Annotated in this window: 18 protein-coding genes and 1 tRNA gene; 12 read left to right on the forward strand and 7 right to left on the reverse strand. The window is 51.4% G+C overall.

Features of this window, described 5'->3' with window-relative positions:
• Positions 1 to 126 precede the first annotated feature (126 nt).
• Positions 127 to 2,202 (forward strand): NADPH-dependent 2,4-dienoyl-CoA reductase, encoded by a 2,076-nt coding sequence (locus CBP31_RS14540; protein ID WP_087038376.1) that lies wholly within the window; start codon positions 127 to 129, stop codon positions 2,200 to 2,202.
• A gap of 236 nt (positions 2,203 to 2,438) precedes the next feature.
• A complete protein-coding gene (locus CBP31_RS14545) occupies positions 2,439 to 2,993 on the forward strand; it encodes an NAD(P)H nitroreductase (RefSeq protein ID WP_087038377.1) in 555 nt (184 codons plus the stop codon).
• Positions 2,994 to 3,277: 284 nt separating this feature from the next.
• Here the strand turns inward: CBP31_RS14545 and CBP31_RS14550 are convergent, their stop codons facing one another.
• Positions 3,278 to 4,033, reverse strand: a complete 756-nt coding sequence (locus tag CBP31_RS14550; protein ID WP_087038378.1) for a phosphatase PAP2 family protein — start codon at positions 4,031 to 4,033, stop codon at positions 3,278 to 3,280.
• 131 nt (positions 4,034 to 4,164) lie between these two features.
• Between CBP31_RS14550 and CBP31_RS14555 the strand changes: the two genes are divergently transcribed.
• The 6 genes from CBP31_RS14555 to CBP31_RS14580 all read left to right on the forward strand — a co-directional run bounded on the left by CBP31_RS14555 (position 4,165) and on the right by CBP31_RS14580 (position 11,746).
• Positions 4,165 to 5,295: a 4-phosphoerythronate dehydrogenase gene (locus CBP31_RS14555; RefSeq protein ID WP_087038379.1), complete on the forward strand. Its 1,131-nt coding sequence runs from the start codon at positions 4,165 to 4,167 to the stop codon at positions 5,293 to 5,295.
• 173 nt (positions 5,296 to 5,468) lie between these two features.
• Positions 5,469 to 7,454 carry a FimV/HubP family polar landmark protein gene (locus tag CBP31_RS14560; RefSeq protein WP_227875049.1) on the forward strand — a complete coding sequence of 662 codons (1,986 nt, stop codon included), beginning with the start codon at positions 5,469 to 5,471 and terminating at the stop codon, positions 7,452 to 7,454.
• A gap of 89 nt (positions 7,455 to 7,543) precedes the next feature.
• A complete protein-coding gene (gene truA, locus CBP31_RS14565; RefSeq protein WP_087038380.1) occupies positions 7,544 to 8,338 on the forward strand; it encodes a tRNA pseudouridine(38-40) synthase TruA in 795 nt (264 codons plus the stop codon).
• Positions 8,339 to 8,648: 310 nt separating this feature from the next.
• Entirely contained in the window at positions 8,649 to 9,542 is an 894-nt protein-coding gene (gene accD, locus CBP31_RS14570; RefSeq protein ID WP_087038381.1) for an acetyl-CoA carboxylase, carboxyltransferase subunit beta, read from the forward strand.
• Positions 9,542 to 10,831 (forward strand): bifunctional tetrahydrofolate synthase/dihydrofolate synthase, encoded by a 1,290-nt coding sequence (gene folC, locus CBP31_RS14575; protein WP_087038382.1) that lies wholly within the window; start codon positions 9,542 to 9,544, stop codon positions 10,829 to 10,831. The genes accD and folC overlap by 1 nt, the downstream gene beginning before the upstream one ends.
• A 108-nt stretch (positions 10,832 to 10,939) precedes the next feature.
• Positions 10,940 to 11,746: an SPOR domain-containing protein gene (locus tag CBP31_RS14580; protein ID WP_087038383.1), complete on the forward strand. Its 807-nt coding sequence runs from the start codon at positions 10,940 to 10,942 to the stop codon at positions 11,744 to 11,746.
• 206 nt (positions 11,747 to 11,952) lie between these two features.
• Here the strand turns inward: CBP31_RS14580 and aguA are convergent, their stop codons facing one another.
• From aguA to CBP31_RS14595, 3 genes are all read right to left on the reverse strand, one after another.
• Positions 11,953 to 13,026: an agmatine deiminase gene (aguA, locus tag CBP31_RS14585; protein ID WP_087038384.1), complete on the reverse strand. Its 1,074-nt coding sequence runs from the start codon at positions 13,024 to 13,026 to the stop codon at positions 11,953 to 11,955.
• A complete protein-coding gene (aguB, locus tag CBP31_RS14590; protein WP_087038385.1) occupies positions 13,026 to 13,916 on the reverse strand; it encodes an N-carbamoylputrescine amidase in 891 nt (296 codons plus the stop codon). Before aguB ends, aguA begins: the two co-directional genes overlap by 1 nt.
• A 366-nt stretch (positions 13,917 to 14,282) precedes the next feature.
• Positions 14,283 to 15,605: a Na+/H+ antiporter family protein gene (locus CBP31_RS14595; protein WP_087038386.1), complete on the reverse strand. Its 1,323-nt coding sequence runs from the start codon at positions 15,603 to 15,605 to the stop codon at positions 14,283 to 14,285.
• 422 nt (positions 15,606 to 16,027) lie between these two features.
• Here CBP31_RS14595 and CBP31_RS14600 point away from each other — a divergent pair, with 422 nt between their 5' ends.
• Positions 16,028 to 16,639 (forward strand): peroxiredoxin C, encoded by a 612-nt coding sequence (locus tag CBP31_RS14600; protein ID WP_087038387.1) that lies wholly within the window; start codon positions 16,028 to 16,030, stop codon positions 16,637 to 16,639.
• A gap of 133 nt (positions 16,640 to 16,772) precedes the next feature.
• Here the strand turns inward: CBP31_RS14600 and CBP31_RS14605 are convergent, their stop codons facing one another.
• Positions 16,773 to 17,018, reverse strand: a complete 246-nt coding sequence (locus CBP31_RS14605) for a TIGR02647 family protein (protein WP_087038388.1) — start codon at positions 17,016 to 17,018, stop codon at positions 16,773 to 16,775.
• A gap of 181 nt (positions 17,019 to 17,199) precedes the next feature.
• Between CBP31_RS14605 and modF the strand changes: the two genes are divergently transcribed.
• Both modF and CBP31_RS14615 read left to right on the forward strand, forming a co-directional pair.
• Positions 17,200 to 18,681, forward strand: a complete 1,482-nt coding sequence (gene modF / locus CBP31_RS14610; protein WP_087038816.1) for a molybdate ABC transporter ATP-binding protein ModF — start codon at positions 17,200 to 17,202, stop codon at positions 18,679 to 18,681.
• Between the two features lie 218 nt (positions 18,682 to 18,899).
• On the forward strand, positions 18,900 to 19,652 hold the full coding sequence (locus tag CBP31_RS14615; protein WP_227875050.1) for a cupin domain-containing protein: 753 nt from the start codon (positions 18,900 to 18,902) through the stop codon (positions 19,650 to 19,652).
• 182 nt (positions 19,653 to 19,834) lie between these two features.
• On the opposite strand, the gene rnt is transcribed toward CBP31_RS14615, so the two are convergent.
• Complete coding sequence (rnt, locus tag CBP31_RS14620; protein ID WP_087038390.1) at positions 19,835 to 20,563, reverse strand: ribonuclease T; 729 nt, start codon at positions 20,561 to 20,563, stop codon at positions 19,835 to 19,837.
• Positions 20,564 to 20,877: 314 nt separating this feature from the next.
• Here rnt and CBP31_RS14625 point away from each other — a divergent pair.
• Positions 20,878 to 20,965, forward strand: a tRNA-Ser gene (locus CBP31_RS14625).
• 94 nt (positions 20,966 to 21,059) lie between these two features.
• Here CBP31_RS14625 and CBP31_RS14630 read toward each other — a convergent pair.
• Positions 21,060 to 21,773: a DUF2982 domain-containing protein gene (locus CBP31_RS14630; RefSeq protein WP_227875051.1), complete on the reverse strand. Its 714-nt coding sequence runs from the start codon at positions 21,771 to 21,773 to the stop codon at positions 21,060 to 21,062.
• Between the last annotated feature and the right edge of the window lie 142 nt (positions 21,774 to 21,915).

Genomic DNA, 21,915 nt, shown 5'->3' on the forward strand with positions numbered 1-21,915 from the left:
TCGTCAATGGCTGCAAGAATTATGCGCGATTGTGTCGGTTGTCGAAGAATTAAAACAAATGTTTGAAAGACGCGCGGCTATGCACTAGCCTCAAACAGCCAAATCGGTGCCAGCAGCGGAGGCCGCATGAGTCAGTATCCCCATTTATTAGCTCCTTTAGAATTAGGTTTTACTCGCCTAAAAAATCGCGTGATCATGGGCTCCATGCACACCGGCCTTGAAGAAGAAAAAGGTGGTTTTAAAAAGCTGGCGGCCTTTTATCGGGAGCGGGCCCAAGGCGGCGTAGGCCTCATTATTACCGGCGGCATTGCGCCTAATTTTCGTGGCCGCTTAGCCCCTAAAGCCAGCCAACTTAGTTTTAGCTGGCAAGTGAAACGCCACCGCCTATTAACGCAAGCGGTACATGAGGCGGGGGGTAAAATTGCCCTGCAAATCTTGCATGCGGGACGCTATGCCTTTCATCCGTTTTCGCTGGCCCCCAGCGCCGTCGCTTCTCCCATTACCCCGTTTGCGCCCAGTGCCATGAGTGAACGCCAAATTCGCGGCTGCATTAAAGACTTTGCTCACACTGCTAAATTGGCTCAACAAGCCGGCTACGATGGCGTGGAGATCATGGGCTCGGAAGGTTATCTGATTAACCAATTTATTTGTAACCGAACCAATCAGCGCCCTGATGACTGGGGCGGTGACAGCGAAGGTCGCCAACGGTTTGCCCTTGAGATAGTGCGCGCAGTGCGGGCTAAGGTAGGCGAGCACTTTATTATTATCTTTCGTCTATCGATGCTGGATTTAGTGGAAAACGGCTCTACGTTGGATGAAGTGATCATGCTGGGCCAAGCCCTAGAAAAAGCCGGCGTGACCATTATTAATACCGGCATTGGTTGGCATGAAGCGCGCATTCCCACCATTGCTACTAGCGTGCCACGCGGCGCCTTTAGCTGGGTGACCGAGCGGGTGAAGCAATCGTTGAGTGTACCTGTGGTGGCCACGAACCGCATTAATACGCCAGAGGTGGCCGAGCATATTTTGGCCTCTGGCCAAGCAGATTTAGTGTGTATGGCGCGGCCTTTTTTGGCGGATGCCGAGTTTGTTAACAAAGCTGCCGCAAACCAAAGCCAGCTCATTAATACCTGTATTGCCTGTAATCAGGCCTGCTTAGACCATGTGTTTGCCCAAAAACGCGCCACTTGTTTAGTGAACCCCAGAGCCTGTTATGAAACTGAGCTTATCGTTACACCTACTATACAGGTTAAACGCTTAGCGGTAGTGGGGGCGGGCATGGCGGGTTTAAGTTTTGCTTGCCAAGCCGCCGAGCGTGGCCACAGTGTTACCTTGTTTGAGCGGTCGACTGAGATTGGCGGTCAGTTTAATTACGCCAAACAAATTCCCGGTAAAGAAGAATTTGCCGAAACGCTGCGCTATTTTCGCCATCGCCTAGCGCAGGCGGGCGTGGAGTTGCGGCTAAATTGCGCGGCAGAGGCGAAAGATTTAACCGACTTTGATGAAGTGATCTTGGCCGCCGGCATAGTGCCGCGCACGCCCAATATTGAAGGTATAGAGCACCCTAAAGTATTGAGCTATTTGGATGTGTTGGCCAACCGAGCAGCAATGGGCGACTTGGCCGTAGGGCAACATGTGGTAGGAAAAAAGATTTTAGGTGAAAAGGTGGCCATTATTGGCGCCGGCGGCATTGGCTTTGATGTGGCGGAGTTTTTAGTGGCCAAGCCAGAATACGAGCAAAAGCAAGAGCAATCACAAGCCTTGCCGCAATGGCTGGCCGAGTGGGGCATAGATACCAACTATCGTAATGCAGGTGGCTTAATGGCGCCGCACGCTGTTACCCCCAATCGTGAGGTCTGGTTATTACAACGCAAGGCAGATAAACCGGGCAAGGGCTTAGGCAAAACCACCGGCTGGATCCACAGAGCCAGCTTGCGCCATCATGGCGTGCATGTGTGGGCGGGCGTTAAATACCTGCGCATCGACGATGCGGGCTTACATATAGAGCGCGATGGCCAAGCACTGTGTTTAGCGGTAGATAATGTGATTATTTGCGCCGGTCAGCAGTCTAATCGTGAGTTATTAGGTCCGCTTGAGGCGCTGGGCAAAAAAGTGCACATCATAGGCGGCGCCAACGTGGCCCTAGAGCTGGATGCCAAACGCGCCATTCGCCAAGGCATGGAGTTGGCACTTGTCATATAGATCTAACCAATATAGAGCCAAATCTATTTTGCCACGGAATACACGGACGCAAAGCACGAAAATGAATAGGTTTTTGATGATTCGGTTTTGCCCAGTTAAGCTTTGCGTTCTTATCACTATTTTCCGTGTATTCCGTGGCAGAGAAGTCTTTAGTCTTGAAGGGTTTGGCGCTCGTGCTCGACGCTGTTATGGTATTGCCTTCAACAATTTTGCTTAAATTTCAAAAGGTGTAACACATGGATGCTTTGCAACTGCTATTAAACCGCCACTCTAATCCGCGCTTGAATGCACCCGCGCCGGCAGGTGAGCAGTTAGAAAACATTTTTAAGGCGGGCCTGCGCGCGCCGGATCATGCGGGCTTAACCCCCTGGGAATTTATCGTATTTGAAGGCGAACAACGTGCTTTGTTGGGCGATATTTTAGCCGCCGCCACTCAAGCTAAAGGCGAAGATGCAGACACCATCGACAAAGCCCGCAAAGCGCCAATGCGTGCACCCATGGTGATTACAGTAGTGGCTAAAGTGAAACCCCACGATAAGGTGCCGGCGTTAGAGCAACACTTGTCGGCGGGCTGTGCGCTGATGGCCATGCAAATGGCGGCCCAGGCTACGGGCTTTAATGGTGTGTGGCGCACGGGCTGGTTTGCGTTTGATCGCGGCGTACATACGGCGCTGGGGTTGAGCGAGCAAGACCAAATTGTCGGCTTCTTATATCTGGGCACGCCGCAAGTGGCGGTGCGTAATGTGCCCGAGCGCGAAACTACCCCCTTTGTGCGTTATTTTGGTCAGTAATTAATTGTGAAGGGTGAAAAGTAAATGGTTAAGGGGTAAACATAACTCCGAGAAGAGATCTTAAAGACTAAAGATTTCTTCGCCACGGAATACACCGCATTCACTGAAAAAACTCGTGAGAGCAATCAACTTAGCTGATGGTTGAGGGCTTCCAAAAAAGATGTGATTTTTCACTCTTATCTTGTCGCTCTACTTCCGTGTATTCCGTGGCAAAAATAGGTTTAGGGTTTGGTGCTCTGTCGTCCTCTTCGCACTTTACCCTTCGCTCTTCACCGGGCTTTTTCTTACTTATGCCATACCGCCGTCAGTTCCCGCTTGTCCCAATAGATAAACGCATAGGCGCCCGACATGCCAAATAATGTGCCTAACAGGCTGCTGGCCAAAATATCGATGGGCCAATGCAAACCTAACAGCAAGCGCGAATAGCATACACCCACCGCCCACAGGCTTAAGCCGGCAATTAACCACCGAGAGCGGCGGCGATAGGCGAAGAGCAGGCAATAAAAGCTGGCAATGGTCATGGCAGCTATAGAATGACCAGAGGGGAAGGAGTAACTAACTTCATCTTGCCAGTGTAATTTCAGCCAGTTAGGCACTTCTTGTTCTGAAAAGTCACTCAAACTGTCGGACAGCCACTGTTCACGCGTTAAAGGTAACTGGGCATAAAAACTCTTGCTGTCGGTCAAACGTCCTTCTTCGGCTAACCAAATCACATATGGTCGTGGCTCTTTAAAGTACTGCTTAGCCACCGATTTAGTGATAAAAGCACTGCCGAGGGCGGCCATTAAGCAAAAGAAGAACACCAGATATTGCCCAGTTCTGGGGCGCCAGCCGTATAACGCCACCGCGCTTAAGGTGCACAAGATAATCGCAATGCCAATTTTATCGAGGGATAAGGTCATCAGATAAGCTGAAAAAGCCGGCGCATTATCTAAGTCGAGTAACGGAAACCAATTCCAGTGCCATTGATAACCGAGACTGGCAATAGCCACTGGCAAGATTAATAGCAGTGGTACCAAAAGTAATAAGCGGGGATTCATAAAGTGATTACTACGAAAAATATTAACAAGGTGTAGCGATATTAACAAAACCGCGGGGCAATGATAGCTGAAACTTATTCCATTAACGGCTAAAATACCGAGAAAATGCCCAGCCATTCAAGAGGACGTCTATGAAATTGCTTGCCGATGAGAATATGCCTTATGTGCAAGAGTTGTTTGGTGATTGGGCAGACATTACTACCTGCCCAGGTCGAGACGTGAGCCCTGAACAGTTAATCGATGTGGACGTCTTGTTAGTGCGCTCCATTACGCAGGTAAATAAAGCGCTGCTGGCCAAGGCGAATCGACTGCGCTTTGTGGGCACCGCCACCATCGGCTGCGACCATATAGACACTGAGTTTTTGACGGAGCGCGGCATTGCCTTTGCCAGTGCGCCGGGCTGTAACAAGGTGGCGGTGGGCGATTATGTGCTGGCCGCCTTACTCAAAGTGGCGGTGCATAAAAACTGGCAGCTTAAACATAAAACGTTGGCGGTGGTGGGCGTGGGCAATACCGGCTCGCAAGTGGTGCAGCGGGCGCGGGCGCTGGGCATGAAAGTGCTCCAGTGCGACCCGTTTAAAGCGTTGAGCTGTCCCCAAAGCAGTCCGACAGATTTTGTCGATTTGAAGCAAGCACTCACCGCCGATATCGTCAGTTTCCATGTGCCGATCACCCGTGGTGGTGCGCATCCCACCTGGCATCTGTTAGGAAAAGCTGAGATTGCCGAGCTTAAGAGTGAGCAAGTGCTGATTAACGCCTGTCGCGGTGAAGTGTGGGACAATGCGGCGCTATTAGCTCGCCAGCTCAGTAATACGCCATTAACGCTGGTGATCGATGTGTGGGAAGATGAGCCAAACGTACTGGTGCCTTTAGTGCCTCATGTGTTGTTGGCTACGCCACATATCGCCGGTTACAGCTTAGAGGGCAAAGCGCGGGGTACTTTTGCGTTATATCAGGCTTTGGCTGAACTTGAACAGTTAACGCCGGCACATTCATTGGCGCAATTACTGCCGGCACCCGCGTTTACACGCGTTGAGCTAGCAGCCTGCTTGGATCAGCCTTTGCTGGCGCGTTTAGTGGGGCTGGTATATGACATAAATTTAGATGACGCGGCATTTCGCGCCGCCCTCGGTCAGCCCGGTTTTTTTGACCGCTTGCGTAAGCAGTACCCAGAGCGCCGTGAGTTGGCCTCATTACAATTAGTCTTAGATACAATAACGGCTGACCCGGCACAGGCACAGGCACTAGGTTTTAAAGTATAAACGCTTCTAAAGTATAAAAAATGAGAGCGGATAGCGTAAGCTTGAGCATTCAAGCAGGTAATGACTGAGGCTTTGTTCCTCTTGGCACTGTTTTTCTATACTCGTTACTATACGTCGGCCATGATGACCCTTAAAGATGCGGGCACAGCGTCAGGACAAAGGACATAATAAACGTGATAAAACGACTGAAACCCTATCTTGGTGTTGGCTTGGCGGTTTGGGTAGCCAGTAGCGCCGTGTTGGCCCAAGGCGACTTCTATATTGAACTGCGCGGGCCTGAGTCTGCAGATAGCGCACCAACCCGTGAGCCTGATCGTCCAGCTGCCGTGCCACAAGCCAGTCCGGCTCAGCAAACTCGCCCTATTCAACAAATTGGTGCAGCCGCTCCAGCTGCCACTGCCCTGGGCCAATATGGGCCGGTGCGCAGTACAGACACGCTGTGGACCATAGCCGAAAAATACACGCGCCCACCGGTGACGGTGCAGCAAACCATGGTGGCTTTGTATCACCTTAATCCGCGCGCCTTTGTGCGTGGTAATATCAATAACTTACAGCGCGGCGTGCAATTGCGGCTGCCTACTGCAAGTCAAGCGCGCCAGCGCTCGGCCGGCGAAGCACAAACAGAATTTGGCCGTTTAACGCGCCAAGGCAATCGCCGTGTGGTCCAAGGAGCGACAGCCCCAGCCAGACCTCAAGTTGCCGTGGCGCAAGTTAGCTCTGTGCCGCCTAAACCAGCACCTAAACCGACAGTTCAGCCAGCAACGCAACCGATAGCCAGTACTAACACGGCGGCTCCCACGGCCGCGCGGCCGCCGGTGGCGGAGCCCACACCGACTGCTAATGGCTTAACTGAGCCTAAAGCGGCGACCAATGGCTTAGCAGAACCCAAAGCGGCACCGAGTATCGCTGCAAACAACGACCCGGCCACACCTGAACAAGCAGAAGATGCGGCGCTGAATCGTCTGCAGCTGCAATTGATGGACGAGCTGCGTGAGCAGGTGTCCATGTCTAATGAGCAGTTAGCCAGTTTAGCTGACAATAATCAGGCGTTACGCCAACATTTGGCGCAATTAAGCGCCGAAGTGGCGGCGCTAAAAGCCAATACCGATCAGCAGCCCAGCCAAGACGTGGCCCCAGAGGCTGAGCCTGAGGGTTGGTTACAAGAGTTACTGAATAACCCCATTAACTTGGCACTGATCCTTATTTTACCCGCCTTATTATTGCTGGCCTTGTTTACCTTGTGGTGGCGCAATCGTGAGCGCCGTGATCTGGCCGCCCAAGAACAAGCATTAACCGAAAACAGCATGATGATGGACGATGAGCGCGATGAGTTTGACGACTTATTTGCCACGGCTGATGACACGCTCGACGAGGAAGCCGATGCCTTTGCCAGCCCAGAGCCCATTGCGGAACAAGACATAGATGAAGATGCATTTGCGCGCTTCTTAGAAGAACAGCAACAATTAGAAGAAGCTGAGGCCGAACGGCAAGTAGAGGTTGAGGCACCACAGCCGGTTGTTGAACCTGAACTCACGCCTGAGCCAGAGCCAACTCCAGAGCCCGAACTTGAGCCTGAGCTGGATGAAGACTCGTTATTCGAAGATGCCTTGTTTGAAGATCAGCTCTTTGAAGACGAAATACCCTTAACGACCACCACTGACTCGCTCAGTAATGAAGAGCTGGACGATTTATTTAATCCGTCCACGCCCGCCGAAACAGCCCCAGTAACGGCAGACGTCGCGGAGCAAGCGCCCATTGAGCAAGATGAGCCGCCAGCACGTTTGGTTGACGACTGGCCCGCTGAATCCATCGCCGACATGGAGTCTGAGCTTGAGTCAGCGCCGGATCCTGAAGCTTATGTGTCTGTCGACGAGCTGATGGCCGATGCGGAGCTAGGCGAAGGCCCAGATCCCGCACGTGAGCGTAAATTAGATCTGGAGCTAGACGACTATGCCAGCGTGATTGGCCAAGGGCAGGGCGTAGACATTGATATTGATGAAGGTGGCATGAGCGGCCAACTCGACTTGGCCCGCGCTTATCTGGAAATTGACGATATCGACAGCGCCCGCGACCTGCTTAATGAAGCACTTGAGCGCGGCAATTCTGAGCAACAGCGTGATGCTAAAAAGCTATTACAGCGGCTCGATAAACGCGGTTGATGCTTACCGACCCCATTTATGGGGTCGGTTATTCAATTTTGTAGATTAACGAGTATAATCGCCCCCTTTAATCCCCTTGGAACTAATTTATGCGCATTGCCCTTGGCATCGAGTATGACGGTAGTCAGTATTTTGGCTGGCAACGACAACGAGACGTGACCAGTGTGCAAGCTGAGGTAGAAAAAGCCCTATCTAAAGTTGCTAATCATCCCGTGTTGGTACAGTGTGCAGGCCGCACCGATACCGGCGTGCATGGCCTGGGCCAAGTGGTGCATTTTGATACTCATGCAGACCGCCAAGCCAGTGCTTGGACCTTGGGTATGAATGCCAATTTGCCCAAAGATATTGCCGTGCGCTGGGCCAAGCCCATGCCGGATGATTTTCATGCGCGTTTCAGTGCCACCGCGCGCCGTTATCGCTACATTATTTATAATCACAATATGCGGCCCGCCATTTTGCACAGTGGCGTTAGCCATTATGTGGGTGAGTTAGATGCGGACAAAATGCACGCCGCGGGTCAGTGCTTAGTGGGTGAACACGACTTTACCTCGTTTCGTGCTCTGCAATGCCAATCGCACAGTCCGCAGCGCACCATTTTGCATTTAAACGTGCAGCGTTATGGCCATTACGTGGTGTTAGACGTTAAAGCTAATGCCTTTGTGCACCATATGGTACGTAATATTGCCGGCACCTTAATTAAGGTGGGCTTAGGTGATGCAGACGAGTCGTGGGTAGCCGAAGTATTAGCAGTGCGCGACCGTAGATTAGCGGGGCACACGGCTAAAGCCGGCGGTTTATATATGGTTGCCGTGGATTATCCTGACACCTTTGAGGTGCCTCAGCCTGCAGCAGGCCCCTTATGGCTGCCAGAGTCTTTACGCTAAGGCGCAGGCTTAAGTAGCAAGCCAAGCAAACTCAGGCCAAAGGATACAGCGACACCCGAACAAAGAATTGAGCGGTATAGAGAGCTAAGCTGAGCTGTATAGAAAATCAAGCTGAGTCGTTTAGAAAACTAAACAGCGCCTCTAACCGTCTTCGAAGTGAATTTTTTTACTCACCTTTTTATCAACCTAAAGGCTGATATATGGTTTAATGCCCGCCATCAGATGGTGGGCAGTTGCGGGGAATGAAAAATACCGGCAACCGTAAGCCAACAGCCTATAGATTAATGATGCAATCAAGCTAAGGATTTCCATGAGCTGGCTAGACAAAATTCTTCCTAAGAATAAAAACATTGGTATTCGTCGTCAGAGCGTCCCAGAAGGGGTGTGGAGCAAATGTGGTAGCTGTGAGCAAGTCTTGTATCGCGCTGAGCTCGAACGTCAATTAGAAGTGTGCCCTAAGTGTGATCATCACATGCGCATTGGCGCGCGTTTACGCTTGGATAAATTCCTCGATGTAGATAACCGTGTCGAACTGGGTGCCGAGCTTGAGCCACAAGATATCTTGAAGTTTAAAGACTCTAAGCGCTATAAAGACCGTATTACTGCGGCCCAAAAAGCCAGCAATGAAAAAGACGCCTTGGTTGCCATGACAGGTACCTTAAAAGGGCTGCCTGTTGCCGTGTGTGCATTTGAATTCTCCTTTATGGGTGGTTCAATGGCATCGGTGGTGGGTGCACGCTTTATTGAAGCGGTGAATGCCTGTATTGAAGATCGCCGCGCCTTGGTGTGCTTCTCTTCATCTGGCGGCGCACGCATGCAAGAAGCTTTGTTCTCCTTGATGCAAATGGCCAAAACCAGTGCTGCCTTAAATCGTTTATCAGCAGCAGGTTTGCCGTTTATTTCCGTATTAACCGACCCGACCATGGGCGGCGTGTCTGCCAGTTTAGCCATGTTAGGCGACATTAATATTGGCGAGCCTAAAGCGTTAATTGGTTTTGCTGGCCCGCGAGTAATTGAGCAAACCGTGCGTGAAAAATTACCTGAAGGCTTCCAGCGCAGCGAGTTCTTGCTGGAGCACGGTGCTATCGACATGATTGTGGATCGTCGTGAAATGCGCGATACCGTAGCCGGTTTAGTGGGCAAACTGATGAATCTTGAGGCGGCGGAAAGCAAGCCTTTAGATCATGAGGCGGTAAAAGCCTAATGAGCCGCCTGGTTGAGCCTGTATCTAAACTTGAGCAGCAGCGCACCTTAGCGGATTGGTTAGTGGTGCTGGAAGGGCTCAACATGGCTCATATTGAGCTGGGCTTAGCGCGCATGACTTTGCTGGCTGAGCGCTTAAACTTGCTCAGTTTGCCAAGCCATGTGATAACCGTAGGCGGCACCAATGGCAAAGGCACTACTTGTGCCTTGCTGGAGTCCATGCTGCGTGCGGGTGGCGTGAGTGTGGGCGTGTATTCCTCGCCTCACTTGGTCGATTATCGTGAACGGGTACGCATTAACGGCGACAGCCCTGCAGCGGCGGACTTCTGTGCCGCTTTTGCAGCGGTAGAAGCAGCACGCTTTGATGATGAGGGTCGTGAAACGGCACTCACATATTTTGAGTTCACGACACTGGCGGCCCTGTGGCTATTTCGCGCCGCTGCCCCCAAAGTGGTGTTATTAGAGGTCGGCTTAGGCGGACGGTTAGATGCCACCAATGTGGTGGCATCTGACCAAGCCGTGGTCACCACTATTTCTTTGGATCACACAGACTGGTTAGGCGATGACCGCGAGAGTGTTGGTTTTGAAAAAGCCGGCATTTTTCGACGCGCGAAACCGGCAGTGTGCGGCGATGCTAACCCACCGGCCTCGTTGTTGGCCCATGCGGCCAGCCTAGATACGCCGCTGTTTTGCACGGGGCGTGACTACACTTGGTCATTAGCAGAGCAACAGGGGCAAGCTGGGCGCGCGACCTGGTCGTTTCATGGCTTAGGCTTGGCATTGGATGATTTACCCACACCTGCGCTACCGGTGATGAATGCAGCCACCGCCCTTGCGGCACTGGCCTTGTCGCCGTTTGCACTGAGCGAGCAGGCTATTCGTAGCGGCTTGATGCAGGCCAATTTAACTGGGCGTTTACAGCAAATTAGCGCGCAGTTGTGGGTGGACGTGGCCCACAACCCTGAGTCTGCTGAGTATCTGGCTAGCCAACTCAGTCGCATTAGAAAGTCTGGGCGTTTATTAGGCGTGGTAGGCATGCTCAAAGATAAAGATATTGAGCACAGCTTAGCGCCGTTAGCGGACCAACTTGATGGCTGGTATTTAGCCAGTTTAGGGGGGCCACGCGGCGCCAGTGCGGCTGACTTAGCGCAGTGGCAAGCCGGTGCCTGTTTTGACTCTGTGGCTGAAGCTCTGGCGGCGGCAGAAATCGATGCCGAGGAGCAAGATGTGATTGTTGCGTTCGGCTCTTTCTTTACGGTTGCCGACATCTTGGCGAGCAAAGAGTGGTAATGAAAGCGTCAGCAAGCCATTAGTTAGAAAATAAATCAGTTAGTAAAAAACCAGTGGCAAATTAGCCATAAATTATGCCGGTAGCGGCGTTTAGTGAAGGAGCGGGCTTTGGCCACACAGTTTCAGCAGCGATTAATTGGTACCGTGATCATAGTGGCCATCGGGGTGATTTTTTTACCGGACTTATTGAGCGGTAAAAAGCAGCTCGAGCCTGACGAAGCGGTAACCATACCGCTGCGCCCGCAGCTCGACGCGCCTTTGCAGGCTATCACTCCACCGCCGCGCCCAGGTACAGAAGCGGCCGGTAGAGCGGCGGAAGCGGCGCAACAAGTGGCGGCGGCAGCGGAGCAACTGGCGGCCCAGCAAGCGTCTGCACAGCAATCAGTTTCACAATCAGCAGCGCCTGCTCAGCCGGTCGCAGAAGTGTGGACCATAGAGCAAACGCAAGAAGCGCCGCCGGTCGCGCCTAAACCCGCACCGCAACCTCAAGCTGTGATTCAGGCACCGGCACCGCAGCCTAAACCTGCGCCTGTCCCGCAGCCAGCGCCACAGCCAGTGACTAAGCCTGCCCCGCAGCCAGTAGCTCAGCCAAAGCTGGTAGCAGGGCAAATACAGCAAATTGAGCCCAGAGTCGTGACGCCACAGCCACAAACTCAACAAGCGGCGCCTCAAGCTGCCGCTCCACAAGGTCAATTTGTGGTGCAACTGGGTGCGTTTCGTAATGCGGCAAACGTGAATGCCTTAGTGCAAAAGCTAAGAGCAGCAGGTTACAACGCACAAACTACGCCCAGCACCCCCCGCGAAGGCGAGCTAAACCGCGTTTGGGTGGGCCCGGCGAGTAAGGCAAGCTTAGACCAGCAACTGCCGGCATTGCAGCGTCTTACCGGCCTCAATGGCAGTGTAAGGCCTAAGTAGCCAACAGCGCCGAGCGCCAAGAAAAATAAAAACCCGAGTCTGTAACACAGACTCGGGTTTTTTGTTTCTGTCGACCAGCGTAGCTGGATGTGTTTAAACCACGAGCAAGACAGTGGCGAATACTCTTTAAATAAAACAGGGCCACACTACAAGCTATTTATCTATAACAGGGCACCGATAAAGCGGTGCCTGTCTTTAGCTTGGTGCTAGGCGCTCGGTGTACTTTTAGGGATCTGCTGGGTAATGCAGTGGATATTACCGCCGCCGAGTAAAATTTCGCGCGCCGCTATGCCCACTACTTCAAGTTCGGGGAAGATGGCCTCCAAGATAGTTTGGGCTTCACCGTCGGTGTTAGGGTCGAGCAACGGAAAGATTAAACGCTGATTGGTGATTAAAAAATTCACGTAAGAGCCGGCCATGCGCTCACCGGCCACCCTAGGTATGGCGGATCCAGTTTGCACACCGGCGGCTTCTTGCTCTGTGATGTACAAGGGGCCAGGCTGGGGGAGCTTCCAGATTTTAAGCGCACGGCCTTGGGCATCTCGAGCTTCACTCAGCACTTTATACGCGGCTTGTGAGCGTGCGTATTGCGGGTCTGCGGCGTCATCCGTCCAGTGCAGTATCACTTCACCCGGGCGGGCAAAACAGGCCATATTATCGATGTGACCGTCGGTTTCATCCAGATGCACTCCTAATGGCAGCCAGATAAAATGGGTCACGCCCAAAGACTCAGCCAATACTTGCTCTATATCGGCTTGGCTTAAATTCGGATTACGGTTTTGATTGAGTAAGCACTCAGCCGTGGTGAGCAGGGTGCCTTCACCGTCCACATGAATCGAGCCGCCTTCTAAGATCAAGGTGTTATCTTGCTGGGTGATGCCAAGCTCACGCAGCATGGCACCGGCCATGAGTTGGTCTTGGTCCCATGACTCATACAGGCCTTCTTGCTCGCCACCCCAAGCGTTAAACACCCAGCTAATGCCAGCACGCTCGCCTTGGTTATTCAGCACCACGGTGGGGCCTGTATCCCGAGCCCAAGCATCATCACTGTCGATGGCCACGAGTTTGACGTGTGCGGGCATTATCGCCTTAGCCTTGGGCATGTCTTGCTTAGGCACGGCCATATACACAGGTGTCGCGACCGCGATGGCCTCAGCCAATTTGGCAAAGGTGGCCTGTGCGGGTGCGGCTTGCTCACGCCAGTTATCGGGTCTATGGGGCCAAATCATCCACACCGCCTCTTGTGCTGCCCATTCGCCGGGCATGTAAAAGTTAGCCATTATCGGCCACCTTCGCGTTTGCCGTCTGAGGTCTGTAAGGTCTGATACATAGCAGGGCGACGGTCGCGGAACAATCCCCAACTGGCGCGGGTATTGGCAATCTGCTCTAAGTCGAAGCTGTGGACGATAACGCTGCTAGTGGTTTTATCGGCTTGTTGCACCAAGGCGCCTAGTTCGTCGGTAATAAAGGAGGAGCCGTAAAAGGTGGTTTCAAGGCCCTCGATAAACTTACTGTGCTCGGTGCCAATGCGGTTGGACGCAATTACTGGCACCAGATTGGCGGCGGCGTGGCCTTGTTGAGTACGCGTCCAATGCGGCTGGCTGTCGATACTGGCATCTTGGGGCTCGGTGCCAATGGCGGTGGGGAAGAACATTAACTCTGCACCCATTAACGCCATGCTGCGTGCAGTTTCAGGAAACCACTGATCCCAACAAATGGCCACGCCAATTTTGGCATAACGGGTTTGCCAAACTTTAAATCCGGTGTCGCCGGGCGTGAAAAACTGCTTTTCTTGATAGCCAGGGCCATTCGGAATATGGGTTTTACGATAAAGCTCAAGCTGGCTGCCATCGGCATCGATCACCACCAGTGAGTTATAAAAAGCGGTACCGGCGCGCTCAAAAAAGCTCAATGGCAACACCACGGCCAGCTCTTTAGCCAGCGCTTGAAAATGGCGGATCAGTGGGCTGTTATCCACTTCTTGGGCCAGCGAAAAATGCTCTGGGCTTTGGTCGATACAAAAGTAGGGTGCGGCAAACAGCTCTTGAATAAGGATAATCTGTGCGCCTTGAGCGGCGGCGTCGCGAACTAACTGTTCGGCACGCGCGATATTGTCATCTTGATCCCAGCTACAAGCCATCTGGGTGGCGGCGACACTAACCATTGCCATGTTGAATTCCTCTGAACTGAACCATTAAAATAGGGAGCTATTCTTGTGCTGCATAACTTGGCTAACACAAGGGCCGGAGTGGTTAAGGCACTTGCAGGGGTTATTAAGCGGCGCTTTGGCAAATAAGGATAAACCCTGTATTGCCCTTAACCGCCATCCATGACTTAACAACTCTAACGTTGAGCCCGCAGTGTGCCTTTCTCGGCTAAAAGCCGCAAATAGATAGTGCAATTTTTTGAGCTGAGCAGGGTTTGTTCCAAGCGGTATTGATAAAAAAGCCGCCAGCCCCATGTGGGTTGACGGCTTTTTATATTTTATATTTTATGTTTAACGGATAGCGTAAAACGTAAGGCGTACAGCTAGCAGTTAAAGCACCATGGCTGCAAACCAACCAAAGGCAATTAAGGGAATGTTGTAATGAATAAAGGTCGGTACGACTGAATCCCAAATATGGTCGTGTTGGCCATCGGCGTTTAAGCCTGAGGTGGGGCCGAGGGTGGAGTCAGAGGCTGGAGAGCCCGCATCACCCAGCGCCCCTGCGGTACCAATAATGGCCAATGCTGCCAAGGGCGAAAAGCCCAGCGCTAGACACAAAGGCGCATAAATAGGCGCAATAATGGGAATGGTCGAGAACGAAGAGCCAATGCCCATGGTGATCAGCAAGCCTACGATCAACATCATAAAGGCGGCCAACGGCTTATTGTCGCCCATACTCATTTCCACGGCTTGCACCAAGCTACCAATGCCATCGGTGGCTTTAATCACGGCGGCAAAACCGGCGGCGGCAATCATAATAAAGCCGATCAAGGACATCATCTTCACGCCTTGGGTGAAGGCATCTTGGCTTTCTTTGTATTTAACGACGCCGCCTAGGGTGAAAATCACAAAGCCAACCATGGCACCTAAGATAATGGAGTTACTATAAAGCTGTAGGCTCAGGGCACTTAAGATGGCAATGGCGGCCACAAATAAGTGCGGCACGTGAATTTGGATATGCTCCGGCTCTACGGCAACAATTTTGCTTTCGTCGTAGTGGCGTGGTTTGCGGTAGGTAAAAAACAAGGCCACTAACAGGCCTAAAAACATGCCAAACACCGGAATGCCCATGGCAATTGGTAGCATAGATTTTGTCACTTCTACGCCATTTTCTAGCATGTTGGCTAACAATACGGTGTGCAGAAAAATACCGCCAAAACCTACCGGTAACATCATGTAAGTGGCGGTTAAACCAAAGGTCAGCACACAGGCTACGGCGCGGCGGTCAAGCTTGAGCTTCGCCATTACATGCAACAGCGGCGGGATCAAAATCGGAATAAAGGCGATATGCACCGGCACCAAGTTTTGCGAGGAAACCGCGACCAAGAGTATGGTCACTAATAGCAAGGCTTTGATCCACAGCATGCGGCCCGCACTGGCATTTTGACCGAGCGCTTTAATAATTTTAAAGGCCAGTAAGTCGGTAATGCCGGAGCGCGCAATGGCCACGGCAAAAGCGCCCAACATGGCATAGCTCAGGGCGATAGTCGCGCCCCCGCCTAAGCCACCGGCAAAGATATTGGCGGACTCTGTGAGTGATAAACCGCCCACCATGCCGCCGACGATGGCACTTAAGGTAATGGCGATTACCACGTTGATGCGCAGCAAGCTGAGGACCAGCATCAAGCTAACGGCGATAACAACAGGATTCATTGTTTATCCTTAGGGTTTTGTAATTAAAAAGAGATTTAGGGAGCTAGTTTGCGAATTTAGCACTGAATGTCGAGCTTTTTACGCATTTATTGCTTAAATTCGCTGAGAGCCTGTTTAATAGCCCCGTTAACCGTCTAATTTGTTCGTATTTATGTCCCAATAAGGCTAACCAAATCTCAACACGCACTTTGTCAGAGATGCTTCCTAATGTGCAGGTATAGCGAGACGCATCGCTTGGCGTGCCGCTGTGGATGGGTAAATTGCTGATATATTGTGCAAACAAACACTTGTCGTGACTTCTCGTCGCCTCTGCCCTTGGGTTTTGGGTGTGGCGCCCATATATTAACTAGTTGAACGACGAGGTTTGTGGCAACTCTATTGCGGCAAATCCATAAGTATATGTACTCACCAAGGAGATAGACATGAGCGTATTGGTAGGCCGTCAGGCCCCTGACTTTACCGCTGCAGCTGTACTGGGCAATGGCGAAATCGTTGAAAACTTCAACCTGAAAGAATTCACTAAAGGCAAAGCGGCCGTATTGTTTTTCTACCCGCTGGACTTTACCTTTGTGTGCCCTTCAGAACTGATCGCCTTTGACGATCGTTTTGAAGAGTTCCAAAAGCGCGGTGTTGAAGTGATCGGCGTGTCCATTGATTCTCAGTTCAGCCACAACGCATGGCGTAACACCAGCGTTGAAGACGGCGGTATTGGCCAGGTTAAATACCCACTGGTTGCCGACATTAAGCACGAAATCTGTAAAGCTTACGACGTTGAGCACCCAGAAGCCGGCGTGGCTTTCCGTGGTTCTTTCTTGATCGACAACAATGGCCAGGTTCGTCACCAAGTAGTGAACGATCTGCCACTGGGTCGTAACATCGACGAAATGCTGCGCATGGTTGACGCGCTGCAGTTCCACGAAGAGCACGGCGAAGTGTGCCCTGCACAGTGGGAAAAAGGCAAGCAAGGTATGGAAGCATCTACCGAAGGTGTTGCTAAGTACCTGAGCCAGCACTCGGCTGATCTGAAGCGTTAATTAGCGCTTAATGAGTATATTTGCTCATTATTAAAAATAAAAATGCCGGCAATTCGTTGTCGGCATTTTGTATTCGTTATTCTTTCACGCATCACGCATCACGCATCACGCATCACGCATCACGCATCACGCATCACGCGATGGCTGGCGCACGCAGCAGCGTCAACAAAGACTGAGCATGCAAGCATGCATCACGGCCTAAATCGGTTAAATAGCCGCCGTCATCTAAGGTAATTAGGCCTTTGTCATATAAAGATTTCGCGGCAGCCACTAATGTCGGCTCTGCATCCTTATGCACCTTAATACCTTGTTGTGTGGTGTTTAAGTCAAATTTCAGCAACAAATTAAGTTCGTGTAATGATGAAGTCTCATAGCGCATAGGGCGTCCCTCAATAATAAAGATAACACCTCTACGTTAGCCTGTTCCGCCGTCGCCAGTTGCGCCTTAGCTCACAGTTAGCCGTTTATCACTTTCTTTACGGTGTGACTTGCATCACAGGCTAGAGATGTTGATGATAGGATTTTTCTTTAAACTGACCGAAAAAGGACGTTTGCCTTCTATGACTGCTATTTCTAATGCCGCTATTTCTATCAATAGTGCCGAGTTCGCTATTAGTGACCAGCATCAATTGACTATTCCTCAGCTCGAGGTGCGGGCGGGCCAGTGTTGGAGTTTTGTAGGCGCCAATGGCAGCGGTAAAACCTCCTTGGCACGCGCCTTGGCCGGTGAGCTCACCTTGCTCAGTGGTACGCTGAATAATAGCTTTAACAGCATAGAGTGGGTGTCGTTTGAACAGTTACAGGCCTTGGCGGACAGAGAGCGCGAGCAAGATGAAAGCGACACACTGAATTATCAAGATCCCGGCCGCTCGGCACGAGAAATTATGCAAGAGCAGGGCGGTAATGCCGACCAATTAAGTACCCTTGCCGCACGCTTTGGTATTCGCGACTTGTTAGATCGCAGCTTTCGACTGCTCTCAACCGGTGAAACCCGCAAAGTACTGTTGTGTCGTGCTTTGTTGCAAAACCCAGAGTTGCTGATTTTAGATGAACCCTTCGACGGCTTAGACGTGGACGCCCACGCTGGTTTAATGAGCTTGTTGCAAGAGTTAGTCAGCGCAGGCCAGACCTTGGTGCTGATTGTAAACCGCCTAGAAGAGTTGCCGGACTTTAGCGATCAGCTCGGTATTCTCACCGAGTGCGATCTTAGTGTCACGGGCCCACGTACTGAAGTGAGTGCCTCCTTAGCGCTCAGCCAATTACGCCATTTGGCAAGCCTTGAGGGGACCCAGCAAGCCTTGCCACCGGCAGACCCCGCTGCGGTGCGCCGCCAGCTAGATGCAGACACGCCGCGGATCCAGATGCGCAATATGTTAATCAGCTATGGCGATAAGCAAGTGCTGGCGGGTCTTAATTGGCAGGTAGACCCCGGGCAGCATTGGCAGGTAATCGGCCCTAATGGTGCAGGTAAGTCCACGCTGCTGAGCCTAGTGACCGGTGACCATCCCCAAGGTTACAGCAACGATCTGACCCTATTTGGCCGTCGACGCGGCAGTGGCGAAAGCATCTGGGATATTAAGCAGCACATTGGTTATGTCAGCACCAGTATGCAGCAAGATTATCGGGTAACGGCCACCCCTAAGGCGGTGATTTTATCCGGCTTTTTTGACTCCATTGGTGTGTATCAACAGCCCGGCAGCACTCAATTAGCACTGGCCGAACAATGGCTCAGCTTGCTCGGCATGAGCCATTTAGCTAATGAGCCGTTTCGCCATCTCTCTTATGGCCAGCAGCGCTTGTTATTAATTGCCCGCGCCATGGTAAAGCACCCGCCGCTGTTAATTTTAGATGAGCCGTTGCAAGGCTTAGACAGCTTTAATCGCCATTGGGTGAAGCGCTGGATTGATTTACTGGTAGCTGAAGGTGGTACTCAACTGTTGTTTGTCTCTCACCATCAGCAAGATGCGCCTAGCTGCATCAGCCATCGTTTGGCTTTCGTGCCCGATGGCGATGGTTATCGTTATGATATTACGAAAGCGTAAAGCGATAAGTCATAACCTATAAAAACATCAAAATATAAAATCTATTTTTGCCACGGAATACACGGAAAAGGGCGTGAATAGCAAAGGGTGAAGAGCACGACATAAGCGAAAACTCATATACCCTTAAAATTTCGCCCTTATTCTCAGTTTTATCATTAGTTAGGTGCTGGGCGCTCGGCGCTGTTTTAGGCTTGACCCACAGGCGCGGGCAGGGGAGTATGAGCCACCCTCGTCTGTCGGGACATGAACCGATGTTAAATATGAATTTCTTAGAGTCCCTTTCCCTGCCTTATCACGCCGATCACTGGCAACCTTCGCCGGCGAACGGTGTGTGGCGTTATCCCCTTGAGCGAGAGCAAGCTGAAAGCGGCCATGTCACCAGCCTAGTGCGCTTTGAGCCCGGCGCGCGCTTTCCTGAGCATCTGCATCCCATGGGTGAAGAGTTTTGGGTGTTGGAGGGCGTATTTTCCGATGAAAATGGCGATTATCCAGCGGGCACTTATGCGCGCCATCCACCGGGTAGTCGCCATGGCTCCTTTACTGAACATGGCTGCACTATTTTCGTTAAGCTCAATCAGTTTGCCATTGATGATAACCAGTGGGTAACCGTGCTCCCGGAGCAGCAATTATGGATCAGCGGATCGGCCGGTTATCGGCGTCTTCCGCTCCATCACCATAATGGCGTGCACACCAGCGTGCTGCACTTTCCAGACGGCGGCACCTTTCCGGCTTGCTGTTATAAAGGCGGATTAGAGCTGTTGGTATTAACGGGCAGCCTGACTAACACTACGTTAGCTGCAAGGGATACGGAGTTTGCTATTGAAACCAGTCCTGAAAACAGCACTGAAAAAAATGACACTTTCGATCGCTTAAGCTGGCTGCGCTTTGCGCCCGGTAGTCAACCGCACTTACAAGTAGCGGCAGATACCCAATTGTGGGTAAGAACGGGGCATCTTTCGCCTCTGTCTTAATGCTTGGTTTTGACCTTGTAGGTGGCAATTTATTCGCCAATATCGATTACAAGGTAAGGTCTTACAAATTAAAATTACGACGAAAAAGCCGCAGACTCCTATTGAGTGTGCGGCTTTTTGTATAGCATATTTTTCTGTTGTCTGCTGAGCACGGCTTATGGCATGCCGCGCTTAGCAAGAGTCTACAGCGACTCGTTATCTTGAGCCGCCGCGGCTGTTTGCGGTTGCGTCAGTGTGTCTGCCTCGGTTACTTCGGCGCCGACGGTATCGGTTTCTATGGGGGGCAATGGCCAGCCGCCGAGGGCTTTCCAGCGGTTGACGATTAAGCAAAATAACTCAGTGGTTTTTTGCGTGTCATAGAGTGCGCTGTGTGCTTCTTTACCATCAAATTTCATGCCCGCCGCTTTACAGGCTTTCGCCAGCACGGTTTGCCCCAGTGCCAAACCTGCCAGAGCAGCAGTATCAAAAGTGACAAAGGGATGAAAAGGATTGCGCTTTATATCGGCACGTTCGGCGGCCGCCATCACAAAACCATGATCAAAAGAAGCATTGTGCGCCACCATAATGGCGCGCTGGCAATTATTGGCTTTTAAACCTTTGCGAATCCCTTTAAAAATCTGATCCAGTGCTTCACGCTCACTCACAGCACCGCGTAGTGCACTGTGGGGGTCTATGCCGGTAAAGGCGAGGGCGGCGGGCTCTAGGTTGGCACCTTCAAAGGGTGCCACATGAAAATGAAACGTTTGATCCGGCACGAGCCAGCCATTTTTATCCATTTTTAGGGTAATAGCGGCAATTTCAAGCAAGGCATCGGTTTTGGCGTTAAAGCCACCGGTTTCCACGTCGATCACTACCGGGTAGTAGCCACGAAAGCGTTCGTTAAGCTGCGTTAAAGTTGCTGTTGCCGTCATTATTGTCCTAATTCGCCTTAAAACTGGGCCGCTATTATGCCAGATTCAGTGACCATCGTCGCCTATCTCGCCTTAAGTACCCGACTATTAGCGTTAAAGTAGCCAAGTTGATGGATAAGTGCGCAAGTGATTCATTTTCATTAAAAAAAGGTTGCACCCAGCGCGTCGCTTGCCTACTATACGCCTCGCTGAACGGGCAAAGCTTGTTACAGCAGAATTATGAAGAGTGAACATAACACTCTTAAATAAAAATGAGTTCTCAGTAAAAGATGAGTGAACATGACACTCATAAATAAAATATGAAACAAAAATTTGGTGAGGTGTCCGAGTGGCTGAAGGAGCTCGCCTGGAAAGCGTGTATACGGCAACGTATCGTGGGTTCGAATCCCACCCTCACCGCCAAATTTATCGAGAAAGCCCCTGTTAGCTAACAGGGGCTTTTTTGTGCCCGCTATTCGCCAATACCCATTCAGATGACGAGATTGGCAGTAGATTATTAGGGTGAATATTCGCGCTCAGCGTTATCCGGCGCGCGTGAGCTGGCGACATAGCTGCGCAATAAGGTCACAAACTCTCCGGCTTCGCGATCCAGTGATGACTCGTGGATTAATAAGTCATAACCGTACAAGTCCCGTAAATGACCCATGCGATGGCCGAGCATGGCGGTAACGCCTTGGTAGTGCTGGCCGTTAAGCGAGCGATACTGGCTGTCTTCTATTAACCAATCTTGCAGTTCATGGCGCTCAATGGCGCCATAACGCAGTGCCATCGATAATAAAGGCCGTTGCTCGGTGAGTAAGTGCACCGCTAAGCGGGGCGTCATCAAGGGCAAAAACTCATCATAATCACGAATTTTCAGGCCGATATAAGGCAAGTCGACTAAGTCCAACCCGCGCGACAGCCTAGGTTGATCAACGCGTACTACATTACTCCAATGTAGGCTCCAACCGCCCACTTTATGATGAAAATGCAGATGCTCCGAGCTCAATGAAAAGCTGAATTCGGGCTCGCGTAATTTCAGCACACCCAGTAAAGCCATGATCATGGCGGCTAAAAATAAAAACACCATCACTAATTGCGCGCGACCATCCAGCCAATAGCCCACGACCAGCACCGAGGGCATTAACACTAACCCTGCTAATGTTAATGCCATGCCATTATGTCGAGACATGGGTGCTATGTGTTGCGTTTCACGCCCGTGTTTTGCCACTCGTTTTTCCATCCGCTGTGTTATTAAACTCATGATACACAAGGCTAAGCATATACACAGGCCCAGTGATGGAGAATCTCTGAGCTGCGTGATGAGAGTGGATCTTATGTGAATGAGGCTTAAGAGATAGGAGGTTTGGCTG

Source organism: Oceanisphaera profunda (assembly GCF_002157895.1).
In the GTDB taxonomy this organism is placed as follows: domain Bacteria; phylum Pseudomonadota; class Gammaproteobacteria; order Enterobacterales; family Aeromonadaceae; genus Oceanimonas; species Oceanimonas profunda.